Here is a 15705-nt window from a genome sequence, read left to right on the forward strand (position 1 = left end):
GGGCTTTTTCGTGAACGACTTCTGGTCCGGCGTCGGCGTCGACCTGCACCTGGAACCCGACCCGGAGGGAGGCCGCCGGGTCGGTCTCGAACGCGCCCTCCGGGACGCCGTACGGGACGGCCGGCTCGCCCCGGGGACCCGCCTCCCCGCCACCCGCCGGCTCGCGGCCGAACTCGGCGTCTCCCGGGGCACCGCGAAGGCCGCCTACGACCAGCTCGTCGCCGAGGGCTACCTGACCGCGCGCCAGGGCTCCGGCACCCAGGTCGCGCTGCTGCCCTCCGTCGACGCGGAGGCCCCGGGCGCGGCGGCACGCGCGCGTGTACCCCGTTTCGACCTACGGCCCGGCAGCCCGGACGTCGGCATGTTCCCGGCGGCGGCCTGGCTGCGCTCGCTGCGCCGCGCGATCGCGACGGCCCCCTCCTTGGCGTACGACTACGGGGATCCGCGCGGTCGCATCGAACTGCGCACGGCGCTGTCGGGGTACCTGGGGCGGGCGCGCGGGGTGATCGCGCCGCCGGAGCGGATCGTGATCACGTCCGGGTACGTGCAGGGACTCGCGCTCCTCACGCGCGTGCTGGACGCGGCGGCGGGGCGCGGTGTCGCCGAGGTCGCCATGGAGGACCCGGGGCTGCCGTTCCACCGGGAGGTGGTGCGGCACAACGGCGGGCGCGTGGTGCCCGTACGGGTCGACGAACGGGGCGTCCGCGAGGAGGAGTTGGGGAACGCGGCGGCCGTGGTGGTGACCCCGGCCCACCAGTACCCGACCGGCGTCACCCTGCACCCGGAGCGCAGACGGGCGCTGACCGACTGGGCACGCGCGCGTGGCGGCCTGGTCGTCGAGGACGACTACGACGGGGAGTTCCGCTACGACCGGCAGCCCGTGGGCGCGCTCCAGGGGATGGCGCCGGGCCAGGTCGTGTACCTGGGGACCGCGTCCAAGACCCTCGGGCCCGCGCTGCGGCTCGGCTGGATGGTGCTGCCGCCGCACCTGGTCGACGCGGTCGCCGACGCCAAGCTGCACAGCGACCACCACACCGAGACCATCGGCCAGTTGGCACTCGCCGAACTGATCGACAGCCATGCCTACGACCGTCACGTGCGCGCGTGCCGGCTGCGGTACCGGCGCCGCCGCGACCAGTTGCTCGGCCGGCTGGGGGCGCACGCGAACGTTTACGGCATCGCTGCGGGGCTGCACGCGCTGGTGGAGGTCTCCGACGAGGAGGCGGTGCTGGCGCGGGCCGAGAAGGAGGGGCTCGCGGTCGGGCGGCTGGGTGAGCACTGGCATGCGGCGGACGGGGACGAGGGGCGGCCACAGGGGCTTGTGGTGGGGTACGGGACGCCTCGGGAGCGCGTCTATCCGGAGGCGCTGGAAGTGTTGGGCCGGGTGCTGGAAGGGGCGTGAGGGAGGCCGGCCGAGTACCGGGCGGACTGCTGAATTGGGCCAATGACAGGGCGACCGATTGGGCCTTCTGGCAGGTCCAACCGAGCTCTACCGTCGTACACATGACGAACTCACTCGTCCCGCCCGCGGGCCCGCAACGCACCCTCGCACTAGCCCAGTTGACCAACTCGGTCGGCGACGGCGCCTACTACGTGACCTCGGCGCTGTACTTCACCCACGTCGTCGGGCTGGCCCCCGCGCGCGTGGGCCTCGGGCTCACCCTCGCGTGGGCCGTCGGTTCGCTGGTCGGGGTGCCGCTGGGGCGGCTGGCCGACCGGCGTGGGCCGCGCGGTACGGCGGTGCTGCTGGCGCTGGCGACGGGGTTCGCGGTGGCGTCCTTCCTCGTCGTCCGGGGATTCGTGCCGTTCGTGATCGCCGCGTGTGCCTATGCCTCGGCGCAGTCGGGGCTCGCGGCGGCCCGGCAGGCGCTGCTGGCGGGGCTGGTGTCCGCCGGGGAGCGGACCGGGCTGCTGGCGCATCTGCAGTCCACGCTGAACGCCGGTCTGGCGGTGGGCGCGGGTCTCGGCGGGCTCGCGCTGCGGGCGGGGACGCGGTCGGCGTACCTCGGGGTGTTCGCGCTGGACGCGGTGAGCTTCCTGGTGTGCGCGGGGCTGCTGGTGCGGCTGCCGTCGGTGCGGGGCGTCCAGGTGCGGAAGGCGGGCGGTCTCGGGGTGCTGCGGGACCGGCCGTACGTCGTCGTCACGCTGCTCAACACCGTGCTGCTGCTCAGGATGCCGTTGCTCAGCCTCGGGCTGCCGCTGTGGATCGCGGAGCGGACGGACGCGCCGACCTGGCTGGTGTCCGCGCTGTTCGTGCTCAACACCGGTGCGGTGATGGTCTTCCAGGTGCGGACGGCCCGCGGGATCACGGGGCTCGCGTCGGCCACGCGCGCGGTGCGGCGGTCCGGCTGGATCATGCTGGCGGCCTGCGCGGTGTTCGCGCTGTCGGCGGGCGCGTCACCGTGGGTGGCCGTGGGGGCGCTGGTGGTCGGGGCGGTGCTCCAAGTGGCCGCCGAGATGGGGCAGTCGGCGGGTTCCTGGCAGCTCTCCTTCGATCTGGCCCCGGCCGACCGGGTGGGCGAGTACCAGGGCTTCTTCGGCACCGGCGTCACCGTGGCCAGGACGATGGGTCCCCTGGTGCTCACGTCCCTCCTCCTGGAGTGGGGGACGCCGGGCTGGCTGCTGCTGGGCGGGGCGACGGTCGTGGCGTCGTACGCGATGGGACCGGCGGCGCGGCGGGCGGCGGGCGCGGGTCGTGCGGCGGACGAGGGGGCGGGCGATGCGGGCGGGGTGAACAGGTGCCCCGAACTGGCGAGTTGACCGGTATCGGCCCTCTACGGGTTCAGGCGACCCACGCCGGTGACTTGACCGGCAGAGAGTCCAGGAACAGAGCGCCCGCCAGGAGCCCCGCACTTCCGCGAGGGCTCCACGCGCGTGCGTGCAGGTCGGTGTCGAAGGCGGTCAGGGCCTCCGCGCCGGCCTCCGTCGCCGTACCGCCCGCCTCCAGGACACCCCGCGCCCCCGCCTGGACATGTCGCAGGCCCAACGGGCCCACGGCGTGCAGGAGTTCGGTGTCCTGGAGGGTGGACATCACCGTGAGCAGGGCGTCGAGGCGGGCCTGTGTCTCCGTCGCCCCGGCCGCGCGGGTCGTGGCGAGGGAGTCCAACGCCCGCCGTACGTGCGGGAATCCGGCCTTCGCCTCGCCCCGCGCACCGGCCGCGCCGTACTTCGCCGAGATCGACGAGCCGCGCGAGGGCCTGCGCGGAGCGCGGCGGTCGGGGTGGGCGGCGATGCGCTTCGCGGTCGCGGCGACGTCCTTGGCCCCCGCGTCGGGGTCCAGGGCGGCTGCCGCGACCAGGAGGCCGAGGGCCCACAGCGCGCCGCGGTGACCGCCACCGGCGAGTGCGACGGAGTGTTCCGTGCAGCGGCCGATCGCGCCGAGTTCCGCGCGGAGCACGGGAGTTGGCTCGCCGGTGCGGCGGGCGGCGGCGGCCATCGCCGCGAGGCCGGGTGTCAGCGCCTTGGCGGACCAGCGCAGAGCGCTGTGGTCCACGCGGGTCGTACGGGCGGCCAGGTCGCGCGGGTCGGGCAGGCCCGGCTTGGGAGCCAGTGCCAGTTGCCCGGTGAGCGCGTCCACGGCGGCCCGCGCCAGTCCCTCGTCCTCGCGCCTCTGCATCGTCGTACCTTACGAGGAGGCGGAGGCCGAAGGGGAGGGGCTGTCGCCGGGCGGGGTGCCCGTCGGGGCGTACCGCCTCCGCCGCCGCCCCTCACACCGCCATCAGCGGCGCGTCCTTCCGCCACTTCAGGATCTTGTCGAAGCTCACCACCGCGCCGCCCACGCCCGGTTTGTTGCCGATGTGGACGTGGTCGGCGAGCTCCTGGATGAGGCACAGGCCGCGGCCGTTCTCGGCCTCGCTCGGAGCGGGGCGCACGGACTGCGTGCGGGCGAAACCGGGGCCCGAGTCCGCGACCTCGATACGACACTTCTCGCCGTCGAGGTACGCGGTGACCCGGTACGCCTCCGTGGGCGCGCCGTGCGCGGTGTCGCCGCCGTGCTCGACGGCGTTGGCGCACGCCTCGCTCAGGGCGACGGAGAGGTCGTAGGAGATGTCCGGGTCGACGCCCGCGGTCTCCATCGTGCCGAGGAACAGTCGCCGGGCGAGTGGCACGCTCGCGGCCTCGCGCCTCAGATGGAGTGACCACCAGATGCTCATGCTCCAGCCTCCCGGCCGCGGCTCGACATAGTGATACCTATTGCCGCCAGTGCCCCTGTGTAAGCACGGAGTTGACGTGATGCCGCCCATATGGGCGATGCGTCCCAAACGTAATTGGTGTATCCGGAGGTAGCTCACGCCGGAGAGTGATCTTTGTGAGCTACGACACACTATGGACTGGATGTTGCGGACCTGCCGTATGGCGGCGCCGGAGCCGGTGCGATGATGAGCCCGCCATGACTGCCCCCCACCCACGTACGGCGCGCTCCGGAGGTGAACTCCGGGTCCTGCGGGCCGCGGTGTTCGCCGCGGTCTGTGTCGTGCTGGCCGCGGCCGGTCACGCGATCGCCTCCTGCGCCACCGTTCCGCTGTGGACACTGGGCGCGGGCTTCCTCGCCACCTTCCTCGTCGTGGCCCCGCTCGCCGGGCGCGCGCGCTCACTGCCGGGGATCGTGGTACCGCTCGCGGTCGGACAGACCGTGCTGCACACGCTGTTCGGGCTGGGGCAGACGGCCGTCACCCCATCGTCCGACTCCCTCTCGGCGTCCGACGCCACGCTCGTCGCGCGCGCCGCGCATCTCCTGTGCGGGACCACCGCCGCGGCGATCAGCCCGGCGCAGGCCCACCAGATCCTCACCGACGCGCGGCTGTTGCCCGCCTCGGGCGCTGCGGGCTCGATGAGCGGCATGGGGTCGATGCATCACCCGGCGGACGCCATGTCCACCTCCGCCGCCTCCTCGATGTCGCTGTTCCCGTCCCTGTCCATGCTGCTCGGTCACGTCCTCGCGGCGCTCGCCGCGGGCTGGCTGCTGCGGCGCGGGGACCTGGCGCTGCTGCGCCTGATGGAACTCTCGGCGCACGGAGTCGCGGAAGGGGCGCTCGTACGGTCCCTGCGCGGTGCGCTCGCCCTGGTGCGCGCTCTGCGGGCCGGGCTGCCGGGGGCGCCCGAGGCGGGCCCGCGTCCGCTCCGTAGCGCCCTGTTCGCGCCGCCCGCGCCGCACACCACCGCACTCCAGCACTCGGTGATCCGCCGCGGCCCGCCGGCCGCCGCCGCACACACTCTCGCCGCCTGACGCGACGCGACCAGTACTACTTCCACCGAGCACAGCTCTCCGGGAGAGGCGGCCGCCGTCGTGCGGCGCACGCGCGTGCCACGCGCCCCCTCTTCACCACCGGAACTCACTCGAACTCGAAGTGGAGTGCTCCTTTCCATGAAGACCTCTCGTATCGCCGCCGCCGCTGCCGTCGCCGGCTCGGCCGTGCTCGTCCTGTCCTCCCCCGCCTTCGCGCACGTCTCCGTGCAGCCGGAGGGCGCGGCGGTCAAGGGCGGCTACGCGGTCGTCGACTTCAAGGTCCCGAACGAGCGTGACGACGCCTCGACCACCAAGCTGGAAGTGAACTTCCCGACCGACCACCCGCTGGCCTCCGTGATGCCGGAGCCGATCAGCGGCTGGACCGTGAAGGTCACCAAGTCGAAGCTCGCCAAGCCCGCCGAGATGCACGGCGAGACGATCACCGAGGCCGTCACCAAGGTGACCTGGACGGCGACCGGCAAGGGCGTCGAGCCCGGCTACTTCCAGAAGTTCCCGGTCTCCGTGGGCATGCTGCCCACGGACGCCGACCAGCTCGTCTTCAAGGCGCTCCAGACGTACTCCGACAAGCAGGTCGTGCGCTGGATCGAGGTCCAGAAGGACGGCGAGGAGGAGCCCGAGAACCCGGCTCCGACGCTCGCGCTGACCGCCGCCTCCGCCTCCGGCGCGACCGCCGAGGACGCCTCCGACAAGGCCGCGAAGACCGAGACCACCGCCGCCGACTCCACCTCGTCGTCGTCCGACACCACCGCCCGAGTCCTCGGCGTGGTCGGCATCGCCGTCGGCGCGGCGGGCGTGGCGTACGGCGTTCTCGCCGGCCGACGGCGTACGACCGTCTGAGGCCCGTCACTCATGGCGCGCACAGGGGTCCGTGCGACTCTTTCGTACGACCCCGGTGCGCGCCGGAGCTCTCACAACTGGGACATTTCTCTATGCGCAAGAAGACGTTCGCGGCGGCCGTTCTGCTGGCCGCCGCCACCCTGACGCTCTCCGCCTGCGGCAGCGGCGACGACGGCAAGAGCCCCGTCACCGTGGTCTCCGAGGACACCGCGACCCAGGCCGCCACCGTGCTCGACACCCCGTTCGAGAAGCCGGACCTGGTCCTCACGGACACGCACGGCAAGAAGTACGACCTCCGGGCGGAGTCCAAGGGCCGGCCGACGCTGATCTACTTCGGCTACACCCACTGCCCCGACATCTGCCCGCTGACGATGAACAACATCGCCGTCGCCAAGAAGTCGCTGTCCAAGGCCGAGCAGGACAAGTTGCTGGTCGTGTTCGTGACCACCGACCCGGCGCGGGACACCCCCTCCGAGCTCGGCAAGTGGCTCAAGGGCATCGACACCCAGTTCGTCGGCCTGACCGGCGACTTCGCCACCATCCAGGCCGGCGCCCGCTCGATCGGCATCTCCATCGAGCCGACCTCGAAGGACAAGAACGGCAAGCTGGTCTCCGTCCACGGCACCCAGGTCGTCGCGTTCTCCCCGAAGACCAACGGCGGCTATCTGCTCTACGGCCAGGACACCACCGTCGACGACTACACCAAGGACCTCCCCAAGATCGTCAAGGGGGAGACGCCGTGAGGCGGTTCGCCGTACCCGTCGCGGTGCTGACCGGCGCGCTGGTCCTCACCGGCTGCGGCGGCTCCGACGCGAAGGCCCAGCTGTCCGTCAGCTCCGCCTACATGCCCCAGCCGGTCTCGGACATGGCGGCGGGCTTCCTGGACATCGCCAACAAGGGCGGCGCGAAGGACGAGTTGACCTCCGTCACCAGCGACCTCGGTCCGGTCTCCGTGCACGAGACCGTAGGCCAGGCGATGGAGGAGGTGAAGTCCCTCGATGTGCCCGCACACGGTCAACTCGTGTTCAAGAGCGGGGGCAACCACCTGATGTTCGACAAGCTGAAGCACACGCTCAAGCAGGGCGACCACGTGACCGTGAAGCTGCACTTTGCCAAGTCCGGCCCTCTCACGGTTGAGATGCCCGTGAAGTCGGCCACGTACAACCCCACGACCGGGCACTGAGGGAGGGACCCCCACCTTGAAGACGACCATCACCCCCCGCGTCCGCAATCTGGTGCTGCTGCTCCTGGCTGTCACCGGCATGCTCTTCGCCGGGGCGGGCACGGCCTCCGCGCACGCCGCGCTGACCGGCAGCGACCCCAGTTCGGGGGTGGTGGTCGACAAGGCTCCGACGCAGATCTCGCTCACCTTCTCCGAGAAGGTCGCGACGAACGACGACTCGCTGCGCGTGCTCGACCCGAAGGGCAAACGCGTCGACATCGGCAAACCGTCCAACATCAGCGGGACGACCTACGCCACCCAGGTCCGCAGCGGCCTGCCCGACGGCACCTACACAGTGGCCTGGCAGGTCGTGTCCGCCGACAGCCACCCGGTCGGCGGCGCCTTCACCTTCTCGATCGGCTCCCCCTCGAAGACCGCCGTCTCCGTGTCGGCCGAACAGGACGTCGGCGGCGGGCTCGTCGGCGGGCTGTACGGCTTCGGGCGCTACATGTCGTACGCCGGCTTCATCGTCATGATCGGCGGCGCCGCCTTCATCCTGGCCTGCTGGCAGCGCGGCGCCGGAGTGCGCGCCCTGCAGCGGCTGGTGGTCTCCGGCTGGGTCTCGCTCACCGGGGCCACGCTCTGGCTGCTGCTGGTGCGCGGCTCGTACACGACGACCGGGAAGTTCGGCGACATCTTCGACCTGAACCTCCTCGGCCAGGTCCTCCAGACCAAGACCGGCGCGGCCCTCGTCTCCCGGCTGCTGCTGCTCGCCGCCGCCGCGCTGTTCATCGCCGTGCTCTTCGGGGCCTACGACAAGCGGGAGGACGAGGAGAAGCGGGACCTCACCTTCGGTCTCGCGATCGGCGGCGGTGTGGTGGCCGCCGGGCTCGCGGCGAGCTGGGCGCTGGCCGAGCACGCCTCGACCGGGCTCCAGCCGGGCATCGCGATGCCCGTCGACGTCGTCCACCTGCTGGCCGTCGCGATCTGGCTCGGCGGCCTCTCCGCCCTCCTCGTCGCGCTCTACCGGGCCCCCGCCGACAACCTGGTCGGGCGGACGGCCGTACAGAACTTCTCGCGCATCGCGTTCGGCAGCGTCCTCGCGCTCGTCGCGACCGGCATCTACCAGTCCTGGCGCCAGCTCGGCTCCTGGTCGGCGTTCACCGACACCGGCTACGGGCAGCTGCTGCTCGTGAAGATCGGCCTCGTGGCGCTGCTGGTCGGCATCGCGTCGATCTCCCGCCGCTGGACCGCCCGACTGGCGGAGACCACCGCGACGGCCGGGACGGCCGTCGAGGAACACGCGCCGGAGAAGGAGAAGGCACACGCCAGCGCGTCCACGAAGACCGCCGACTCCAGCGCCACGACCTCCGCCGCGGCCAGTGCCTCCAGCGCTACGACGTCCACCGCGGCCGGTACCTCCAGCGCGTCCGCCAAGGCCGGCATCTCCGGCGCCACGACCTCCGCGAGGACCGGCGCCACGACCTCCGCCGAGGGCGATTCCGATGCGGCCGCGTCCGCCGACGACGGTGACTCCGAGGCGCCCGGCGGTTCCAAGCGGGCCGCCCAACTCGCCCGCCAGCAGGCCGCCGTGGACTCCACCCGAAAGAAGCGACTTCGGGACGCCGACCCGATCCGCTTCGGGCTACGTCGGTCCGTGCTTGCCGAGGCCGCCGTCGCCGTCGTCGTGCTCGCCGTCACCACGGCCCTGACGGCCACCGAACCGGGCCGCACGGAGGAGGACGCCAAGGCGGCCAAATCGTCCTCCTCGTCGTCTTCCTCGTCGTCCGCCGGCGCCCTGACCCTGGACATGTCGTTCGACACCGGGGGCACGGACGGCAAGGGCGTCATACGGCTCGACCTCGACCCCGCGCGCGTGGGCGGCAACGAGATGCACGTCTATGTGCAGCGCCCCAACGGCCGGGCCTTCGACGTCCCCGAGGTGAAGGTCGCCTTCACCCTCGCCGCGAAGAAGATCGGCCCGCTGCCCGTGACGCCGGACCGCATCGCCACCGGGCACTGGGCCGCGAACGGAATCCAGATCCCCATGGCGGGCGACTGGAAGATCTCGGTGACCGTGCGGACCTCCGACATCGACCAGACGACCGTCGACAAGAACGCGCAGATCGGCTGAACCACGCCATGCCTGACCAGTCCATTCCCCAGGCCCGGACCGTAGAGGCACCTCCTGGAGAGGCCGTTTCCGAAAACACCTCCCCCGGGGAGGGCATTTCCCGCCGACGGCTCCTCGGTACGGCCGGTGCCACCGGGCTCGTGCTCGGTGCGGCGGGCGGGGCCGTGGGGTACACGTCCGCGCCCGCCGGGGCCACAGCTCTGACCTCGCTGGGCGAGGACATGGCAATGTTTCACGGGAAACATCAGCCCGGCATCACCGAAGGCCTCCAGGCGCGCGGTCATCTCGTCGCCTTCGACCTGGCGGCGGGCGCGAGCCGCAAGGAGGCGGCGGCCCTGCTACGCCGCTGGTCGACGACCGCCCAGCGGCTGATGGCGGGCGAGGCGGCGGCACAGGACGACACGGAGGTCGCCCGGGACGCGGGACCCTCGTCACTGACGATCACCTTCGGCTTCGGCAACTCCTTCTTCTCCCGTACGGGACTGGAGAAGCAGCGGCCTGTCTCCCTCGATCCGCTGCCGGACTTCTCCTCCGACCACCTCGACAAGGCACGCAGCAACGGCGACCTGTGGGTGCAGATCGGCGCCAACGACGCGCTGGTCGCCTTCCACGCCCTGCGCACGATCCAGAAGGACGCGGGCAGCGCGGCCAAGGTCCGCTGGCAGATGAACGGCTTCAACCGGACGCCGGGCGCGACAGCCCACAAGATGACGGCCCGCAACCTGATGGGCCAGCTCGACGGCACCCGCAACCCCAAGCCGGCCGAGTCCGACTTCGACAAGCGGATCTTCGTGCCGGCGTCCGGTTCGACCGACCCGGCCTGGATGGCGAACGGCTCCTACGCCGTCGTACGCCGTATCCGGATGCTCCTCGACGACTGGGAGAAGCTCTCGACCGGCGCCCAGGAGAACGTCGTCGGGCGCCGCAAGTCCACCGGGGCGCCGCTGTCCGGGGGCGGCGAGACGACCGCGATGGACCTGGAGAAGACCGACGCGAAGGGCGCCCTGGTCGTCCCCATCAACGCGCACGCCCGGATCGCCCGGCCCGACCAGAACGGGGGCGCCGCGATGCTCCGGCGCCCGTTCTCGTACCACGACGGCATCGCCGCGGACGGCACCCCGGACGCCGGGCTCCTCTTCGTGTGCTGGCAGGCGGACCCGTTGCGCGGCTTCGTCACCGTGCAGCGGAAACTCGACCGCGGGGACGCCCTGTCGACGTACATCCGGCACGAGGCGAGCGGCCTGTTCGCGGTGCCGGGCGGGGCGGCGGAGGGCGAGTACGTGGGGCAGCGGTTGCTGGAGGGGTGACCCGTCGCCCGTTGGGATGGCCGGTTCGAGAAGGGTGTACCGGGTTTCGCAAGGCCCATTAGGGTGAGGCCATGCCAGCCAGCTACGCGTATCTCGGCCCTGAGGGCACCTTCACCGAAGTCGCCCTGCGGACGCTGCCCGAGGCGGCCACCCGGGAGCTGATTCCGTACGTGTCGGTGCAGTCCGCGCTGGACGCGGTGCGCACCGGCGAGGCCGAGGCCGCGTTCGTGCCGATCGAGAACTCCGTCGAGGGCGGCATCACCACCACCCTGGACGAGCTGGTCGCGGGCGCGCCGCTGATGATCTACCGCGAGGTGCTGCTGTCGATCACCTTCGCGCTGCTGGTCAGGCCGGGCACGAAGATCTCCGACATCAAGACGGTCTCCGCGCACCCCGCCGCCCAGCCGCAGGTCCGCAACTGGATGAAGGCGAACCTCCCGAACGCCCTGTGGGAGTCGGCGGCCTCGAACGCGGACGCCGCCCGGCTGGTCCAGGAGGGCCGCTACGACGCCGCGTTCGCCGGTGAGTTCGCGGCCGCCCGGTACGGTCTCGAAGCGCTGGAGACCGAGATCCACGACGCGGAGAACGCGCAGACCCGGTTCGTGCTGGTGGGCAGGCCCGCCCGCCCCGCCGCCCCGACCGGCGCGGACAAGACCTCGGTCGTGATCTGGCAGCGCGACGACCACCCGGGCGGGCTGCGCGACCTGCTGGGCGAGTTCGCCACCCGGGGCATCAACCTCATGCTTCTCCAGTCCCGCCCGACCGGCGCCGGCATCGGCAACTACTGCTTCTGCGTCGACGCCGAGGGGCACATCTCCGACCGCCGGGTCGCCGAGGCGCTGGCGGGGCTCAAGCGGATCTGTCTCCAGGTGCGTTTCCTCGGTTCGTACCCGCGCGCGGACGTCGGCGTGGACGGGGTGCGGCCGCTCTTCCCGGCGACCTCGGACGCGGAGTTCCTGGCCGCGGCCGACTGGGTCGCGCACTGCCAGGACGGCCGTTTCTGACCGGTAGCGCCTGCGTCGCGTCCCGGTACTACCTGCGTATCTTCGTTATCCACAGAAGTTATCCACAGGTCCGCTTCTCGACCTGGGGACAAGTCGACAACGACATGCGATCCGGTCGACAAATCTCCCTACAGGCCGCCCGCGCGTCCACCGGCGCGTAGGTCACTCTTCGTCCACCTGTTTCCTACGGGCAATCCTTTGGAGCGACGCATTTCCACCCGAAAGTGGGTGGGAGGTGCGTTTAGGACAGGAAATACCCGTCGCGCGAAACTTTTTGGAAATGATCGTTTTCGATGTCCACAGATCTTTCGCACACCCTGTGGATAACTCTTCCGGGATGTGGATTCCTGTGGACAACCGCGACCTCAAGTCCCGTTTCCCACAAGGGATTCGGGTCAACAGGCCGCCTCGCGGCTGCCCCGTTCCAGGGAGCGGGACGCCTTTTCATTGACATGCGCCGCCACCCGAGAACACTCTGCGCAATTACCCCATAACTGGACGTAAGCCATAGTTCGGAATACCGAGTCGTGAGCCGGAACTCCGCACCGGTAGCCTGTTCCGCGTGATTGACCTTCGCCTGCTCCGTGAGGACCCCGACCGTGTGCGCGCCTCCCAGCGCGCCCGTGGAGAGGACGTCGCGCTCGTCGACGCTCTCCTGTCCGCCGACGAGCGGCGCAGGTCGTCCGGCGTCCGCTTCGACGAGCTGCGCTCCGAGCAGAAAGCGCTCGGCAAGCTCATCCCCAAGGCCTCCGGCGACGAGAAGGCCGAGCTGCTCAAGAAGACGGGCCAGCTCGCCGCCGACGTCAAGGCGGCCGACGCCGAGCAGCACGAGGCGGACGAGGCGACCAAGCGCCTCGCGCTCCAGCTCGGCAACCTCGTGCACCCGGACGTGCCCGTGGGCGGCGAGGAGGACTTCGTCGTCCTGGAGACGCACGGCACGATCCGCGACTTCGCCGCCGAGGGCTTCGAGCCCAAGGACCACCTGGAGCTCGGAGAGGCGCTCGGCGCCATCGACGTCGAGCGCGGCGCCAAGGTCTCCGGTTCGCGCTTCTACTACCTCACCGGCGTCGGCGCCCTCCTGGAGCTGGCGCTCGTCAACGCGGCGATCGCGCAGGCCACGGAGGCCGGCTTCATCCCGATGCTGACCCCGGCGCTGGTCCGCCCGCGCGCCATGGAGGGCACCGGCTTCCTCGGCCAGGCCGCGGAGAACGTGTACCACCTGGAGAAGGACGACTTCTATCTCGTCGGCACCTCCGAGGTCCCCCTCGCCGCGTACCACATGGACGAGATCCTCGACGCGGAGAAGCTGCCGCTGCGCTACGCGGGCTTCTCCCCGTGCTTCCGCCGCGAGGCCGGGACATACGGCAAGGACACGCGTGGCATCTTCCGCGTGCACCAGTTCGACAAGGTCGAGATGTTCTCGTACGTCCTCCCCGAGGAAGCGGAGAACGAGCACCAGCGGCTCCTGGACTGGGAGAAGCAGTGGCTCACCGCCCTCGAACTGCCCTTCCAGGTCATCGACGTGGCCTCGGGCGACCTGGGCTCGTCCGCGTCCCGCAAGTTCGACTGCGAGGCGTGGATCCCGACCCAGGGCAAGTACCGCGAGCTGACCTCGGCCTCCAACTGCGACAGCTTCCAGGCCCGCCGGCTGTCCGTCCGCCTGCGTGACGGCAAGAAGGTCCAGCCGCTGGCCACGCTCAACGGCACGCTGTGCGCCGTACCGCGCACGATCGTGGCGATCCTGGAGAACCACCAGCTGCCCGACGGTTCCGTGCGCGTGCCCGAGGTGCTGCGTCCGTACCTGGGCGGCCGTGAGTTCCTGACGCCGGTCGCCAAGTGACCACTGCGTCTGCCTCCGGGGGGTTCCCCTACCGGCTGATCGCGACCGACCTCGACGGAACGCTTCTGCGCTCCGACGAGTCGATCTCGACACGCACCCGTGAAGCCCTCGCCGCGGCCACCACGGCGGGCGCGGCCCACATCGTCGTGACGGGCCGCGCGGTCCCCTGGACCCGGCACATCCTCGACGACCTCGGCTACGACGGCCTCGCGGTCTGCGGCCAGGGCGCGCAGGTCTACGACGCCGGGGAGCACCGCCTGCTGACCTCCGTCACCCTGGACCGCCAACTGGCCGGGGTGGCGCTCGCCAAGATCGAGGCGGAGGTCGGCCCGCTGTACCTCGCGGCGAGCCGGGACGGCCTGGACGGCGAGGTGCTGGTCGGCGACGGGTACGCGGTGACGGGCACGCTGCCGTCGACGCCGCTCTCGGACGTGTCCGAGCTGTGGGCGGCGCCGCTGAACAAGATCTACATCCAGCACCCGACCCTCACGGACGACCGGCTCGCCGAGGCGGCACAGCTGGCCGCGGGCGGTTTCGTCTCGGTCGCGATGGCCGGCGCGGGCATCGTCGAACTCCTCCCGCTCGGCCTCTCCAAGGCCACGGGCCTGTCCCTCGCGGCCCGCCGCCTGGGCCTGAGGTCCGCCGACACGATCGCTTTCGGCGACATGCCCAACGACATCGCGATGTTCGCGTGGGCGGCGCACGGGGTGGCGATGGCCAACGCGCATGAGGAGCTCAAGGCGGTGGCGGACGAGGTGACGTCTTCGAATGAGGAGGACGGGATCGCGGTGGTGCTGGAGCGGTTGCTCGCGTAGGTGTGGGCAACCGCCCCAGCACAGAATGCCCCCGATAGCGAGGGCGAAAGGGAGGGCGGCCCACGCGATAATGAGTCGCGTGCTCGAAGCGGCCGCCCCGGGCAGCTCCCCGTGGTGGGCGACTCGACGGAGGGTAACTACTCCGGAGACCGCCGCGGGCTGCCCTGAAGGGAGTTGGACGTCCTGTCGTGCATCGACATCGTCCAGCTCCTCTCCCAGTCAGTGGCGCCGGCTGATCCGGCGTCGACACAACAACTGTGCCTGTACGCCGAGTTGGACGCCACCGAATAAAAGCGCGGCCGTGCGACGCCTACCGCCGCCGCCACTTCCGCCGCCGCGCCTTGCTGAAGAACCACCCCGCGGGGGGCTCGTCCGAGCGCCAGGGCTGGGGCTCGGGGGACTCGGCACGCCAGCGCGCCGCGAGCATCCGCGCGCGGGCGGACGGCTCGGCCGTCTCGGCGGACCGTACGAAGTCGTCGTCCAGGACCAGCTTGTCCCAGCCGTCCCCGGACTCCGCCTGACCGCCGCCGTACGTCGCCTCTCCGGCCATCCCCGTTCCTCCTAGCCGTCCGTCCTCTTTGCCCAGTGTGCCCGGACGGAGATGAAGCCCCCGTCAAGATCAGGACCTGTCATTCCTCGCCGGCGAGCTTCAGCGAACGCAGCTTCTGCCCGGCGAACCAGGTGGCTCCCGCGGTGACCACGACGAGGAACACCGTGGCCGTGGTCAGTCCGACGTCCGAGGTGACCAGGTCTCCGCCGGCGACCTTGTGGGCGACGGCCAGGGACCACTGCTGGACGCTGAGCGTGCGGGCGCCGGCGACCAGGGAGCCGAACAGGGCTTCCCAGACGAGGGCGTAGACGAGTCCGAAGACCACCGCGTGCCGGGAGACCGTGCCGAGCAGCAGGAAGAGTGCCGCGTAGGCGATGGAGGCGACCAGGGCGGCCACCGTGTAGGCGACGGCGATCTGCTGGCCGTTGCCGTTGAGGATGAGGCCGGCGATCAGCATGGGGACCGCCGAGAACACCATGGTGACGGCGACCGCCACGATCAGCTTGGTGAAGATGATCGTGGGCCGCTTCAGCGGCTTGGACAGCAGGTACACCACGGAGCCGTCGTCGATCTCCGGTCCGATCGCGCCGGTGCCCGCGATGACGCCGATGATCGGCACCATCGTGGCGAGGCCGAGCCCGCCCAGGACGTCCACCGCGGTCTGGTCGTCGGCGCCGGTGAGGCCCCGCACCACCACGGAGATCATGATCAGCAGGAAGGGCAGGGCGCCCAGGATGAGGGCCCGGCGCCGACCGAGCAGGGCCCGGTAGGTGAGTCGGGCGACTGTGGGGTCGTACATCTCTTGGCC

The 15705-nt window shown here is 71.3% G+C and carries 15 protein-coding genes; 11 read left to right on the plus strand and 4 right to left on the minus strand.

Annotated elements, in window-relative coordinates; genetic code table 11:
* Positions 1-10 precede the first annotated feature (10 nt).
* Together pdxR and OG226_RS24865 are read left to right on the plus strand one after the other, a co-directional pair.
* On the plus strand, positions 11-1402 hold the full coding sequence (gene pdxR / locus OG226_RS24860) for a MocR-like pyridoxine biosynthesis transcription factor PdxR (protein WP_329350073.1): 1392 nt from the start codon (positions 11-13) through the stop codon (positions 1400-1402).
* A gap of 101 nt (positions 1403-1503) precedes the next feature.
* Positions 1504-2760, plus strand: a complete 1257-nt coding sequence (locus tag OG226_RS24865) for an MFS transporter (protein ID WP_329350074.1) — start codon at positions 1504-1506, stop codon at positions 2758-2760.
* Between the two features lie 22 nt (positions 2761-2782).
* Here OG226_RS24865 and OG226_RS24870 read toward each other — a convergent pair whose 3' ends face one another.
* Positions 2783-3616 (minus strand): triphosphoribosyl-dephospho-CoA synthase, encoded by an 834-nt coding sequence (locus OG226_RS24870; protein ID WP_328681615.1) that lies wholly within the window; start codon positions 3614-3616, stop codon positions 2783-2785.
* Between the two features lie 91 nt (positions 3617-3707).
* On the minus strand, positions 3708-4154 hold the full coding sequence (locus tag OG226_RS24875) for an ATP-binding protein (protein WP_019055063.1): 447 nt from the start codon (positions 4152-4154) through the stop codon (positions 3708-3710).
* Between the two features lie 236 nt (positions 4155-4390).
* Here OG226_RS24875 and OG226_RS24880 point away from each other — a divergent pair, with 236 nt between their 5' ends.
* From OG226_RS24880 to OG226_RS24920, 9 genes are all read left to right on the plus strand, one after another.
* Positions 4391-5227 carry a hypothetical protein gene (locus OG226_RS24880; RefSeq protein ID WP_328681610.1) on the plus strand — a complete coding sequence of 279 codons (837 nt, stop codon included), beginning with the start codon at positions 4391-4393 and terminating at the stop codon, positions 5225-5227.
* Positions 5228-5365: 138 nt separating this feature from the next.
* Positions 5366-6085: a YcnI family copper-binding membrane protein gene (locus tag OG226_RS24885; RefSeq protein WP_328681609.1), complete on the plus strand. Its 720-nt coding sequence runs from the start codon at positions 5366-5368 to the stop codon at positions 6083-6085.
* A gap of 92 nt (positions 6086-6177) precedes the next feature.
* Positions 6178-6828 carry an SCO family protein gene (locus tag OG226_RS24890; RefSeq protein WP_328681606.1) on the plus strand — a complete coding sequence of 217 codons (651 nt, stop codon included), beginning with the start codon at positions 6178-6180 and terminating at the stop codon, positions 6826-6828.
* On the plus strand, positions 6825-7268 hold the full coding sequence (locus OG226_RS24895) for a copper chaperone PCu(A)C (protein ID WP_327402857.1): 444 nt from the start codon (positions 6825-6827) through the stop codon (positions 7266-7268). The genes OG226_RS24890 and OG226_RS24895 overlap by 4 nt, the downstream gene beginning before the upstream one ends.
* A 16-nt stretch (positions 7269-7284) precedes the next feature.
* Positions 7285-9381, plus strand: a complete 2097-nt coding sequence (locus OG226_RS24900; RefSeq protein ID WP_329350075.1) for a copper resistance CopC/CopD family protein — start codon at positions 7285-7287, stop codon at positions 9379-9381.
* 8 nt (positions 9382-9389) lie between these two features.
* The gene (gene efeB, locus OG226_RS24905; RefSeq protein ID WP_329350076.1) at positions 9390-10688 is read left to right on the plus strand and encodes an iron uptake transporter deferrochelatase/peroxidase subunit; all 1299 of its coding nucleotides are present in this window, start codon (positions 9390-9392) and stop codon (positions 10686-10688) included.
* Between the two features lie 71 nt (positions 10689-10759).
* Positions 10760-11692, plus strand: a complete 933-nt coding sequence (pheA, locus tag OG226_RS24910) for a prephenate dehydratase (RefSeq protein ID WP_328681600.1) — start codon at positions 10760-10762, stop codon at positions 11690-11692.
* Positions 11693-12254: 562 nt separating this feature from the next.
* A complete protein-coding gene (serS, locus tag OG226_RS24915) occupies positions 12255-13532 on the plus strand; it encodes a serine--tRNA ligase (protein WP_328681597.1) in 1278 nt (425 codons plus the stop codon).
* Positions 13529-14347, plus strand: a complete 819-nt coding sequence (locus OG226_RS24920; RefSeq protein ID WP_329350077.1) for an HAD family hydrolase — start codon at positions 13529-13531, stop codon at positions 14345-14347. The genes serS and OG226_RS24920 overlap by 4 nt, the downstream gene beginning before the upstream one ends.
* A 310-nt stretch (positions 14348-14657) precedes the next feature.
* Here the strand turns inward: OG226_RS24920 and OG226_RS24925 are convergent, their stop codons facing one another.
* Complete coding sequence (locus OG226_RS24925; RefSeq protein WP_328681594.1) at positions 14658-14897, minus strand: SGM_3592 family protein; 240 nt, start codon at positions 14895-14897, stop codon at positions 14658-14660.
* A gap of 79 nt (positions 14898-14976) precedes the next feature.
* The gene (locus tag OG226_RS24930; protein WP_329350078.1) at positions 14977-15696 is read right to left on the minus strand and encodes an ABC transporter permease; all 720 of its coding nucleotides are present in this window, start codon (positions 15694-15696) and stop codon (positions 14977-14979) included.
* Positions 15697-15705 lie beyond the last annotated feature (9 nt).

The sequence above is a fragment of the Streptomyces sp. NBC_01261 genome (assembly GCF_036226385.1).
GTDB lineage: Bacteria > Actinomycetota > Actinomycetes > Streptomycetales > Streptomycetaceae > Streptomyces.

Coding starts and splice junctions, on each gene's coding strand:
- OG226_RS24875 (WP_019055063.1), bottom strand. CDS start 4,154: ATGAGCATCTGGTGGTCACTCCATCTGAGGCGCGAGGCCGCGAGCGTG.
- OG226_RS24885 (WP_328681609.1), top strand. CDS start 5,366: ATGAAGACCTCTCGTATCGCCGCCGCCGCTGCCGTCGCCGGCTCGGCC.
- OG226_RS24890 (WP_328681606.1), top strand. CDS start 6,178: ATGCGCAAGAAGACGTTCGCGGCGGCCGTTCTGCTGGCCGCCGCCACC.
- OG226_RS24930 (WP_329350078.1), bottom strand. CDS start 15,696: ATGTACGACCCCACAGTCGCCCGACTCACCTACCGGGCCCTGCTCGGT.
- OG226_RS24870 (WP_328681615.1), bottom strand. CDS start 3,616: ATGCAGAGGCGCGAGGACGAGGGACTGGCGCGGGCCGCCGTGGACGCG.
- pheA (WP_328681600.1), top strand. CDS start 10,760: ATGCCAGCCAGCTACGCGTATCTCGGCCCTGAGGGCACCTTCACCGAA.
- OG226_RS24880 (WP_328681610.1), top strand. CDS start 4,391: ATGACTGCCCCCCACCCACGTACGGCGCGCTCCGGAGGTGAACTCCGG.
- OG226_RS24925 (WP_328681594.1), bottom strand. CDS start 14,897: ATGGCCGGAGAGGCGACGTACGGCGGCGGTCAGGCGGAGTCCGGGGAC.
- efeB (WP_329350076.1), top strand. CDS start 9,390: ATGCCTGACCAGTCCATTCCCCAGGCCCGGACCGTAGAGGCACCTCCT.
- OG226_RS24865 (WP_329350074.1), top strand. CDS start 1,504: ATGACGAACTCACTCGTCCCGCCCGCGGGCCCGCAACGCACCCTCGCA.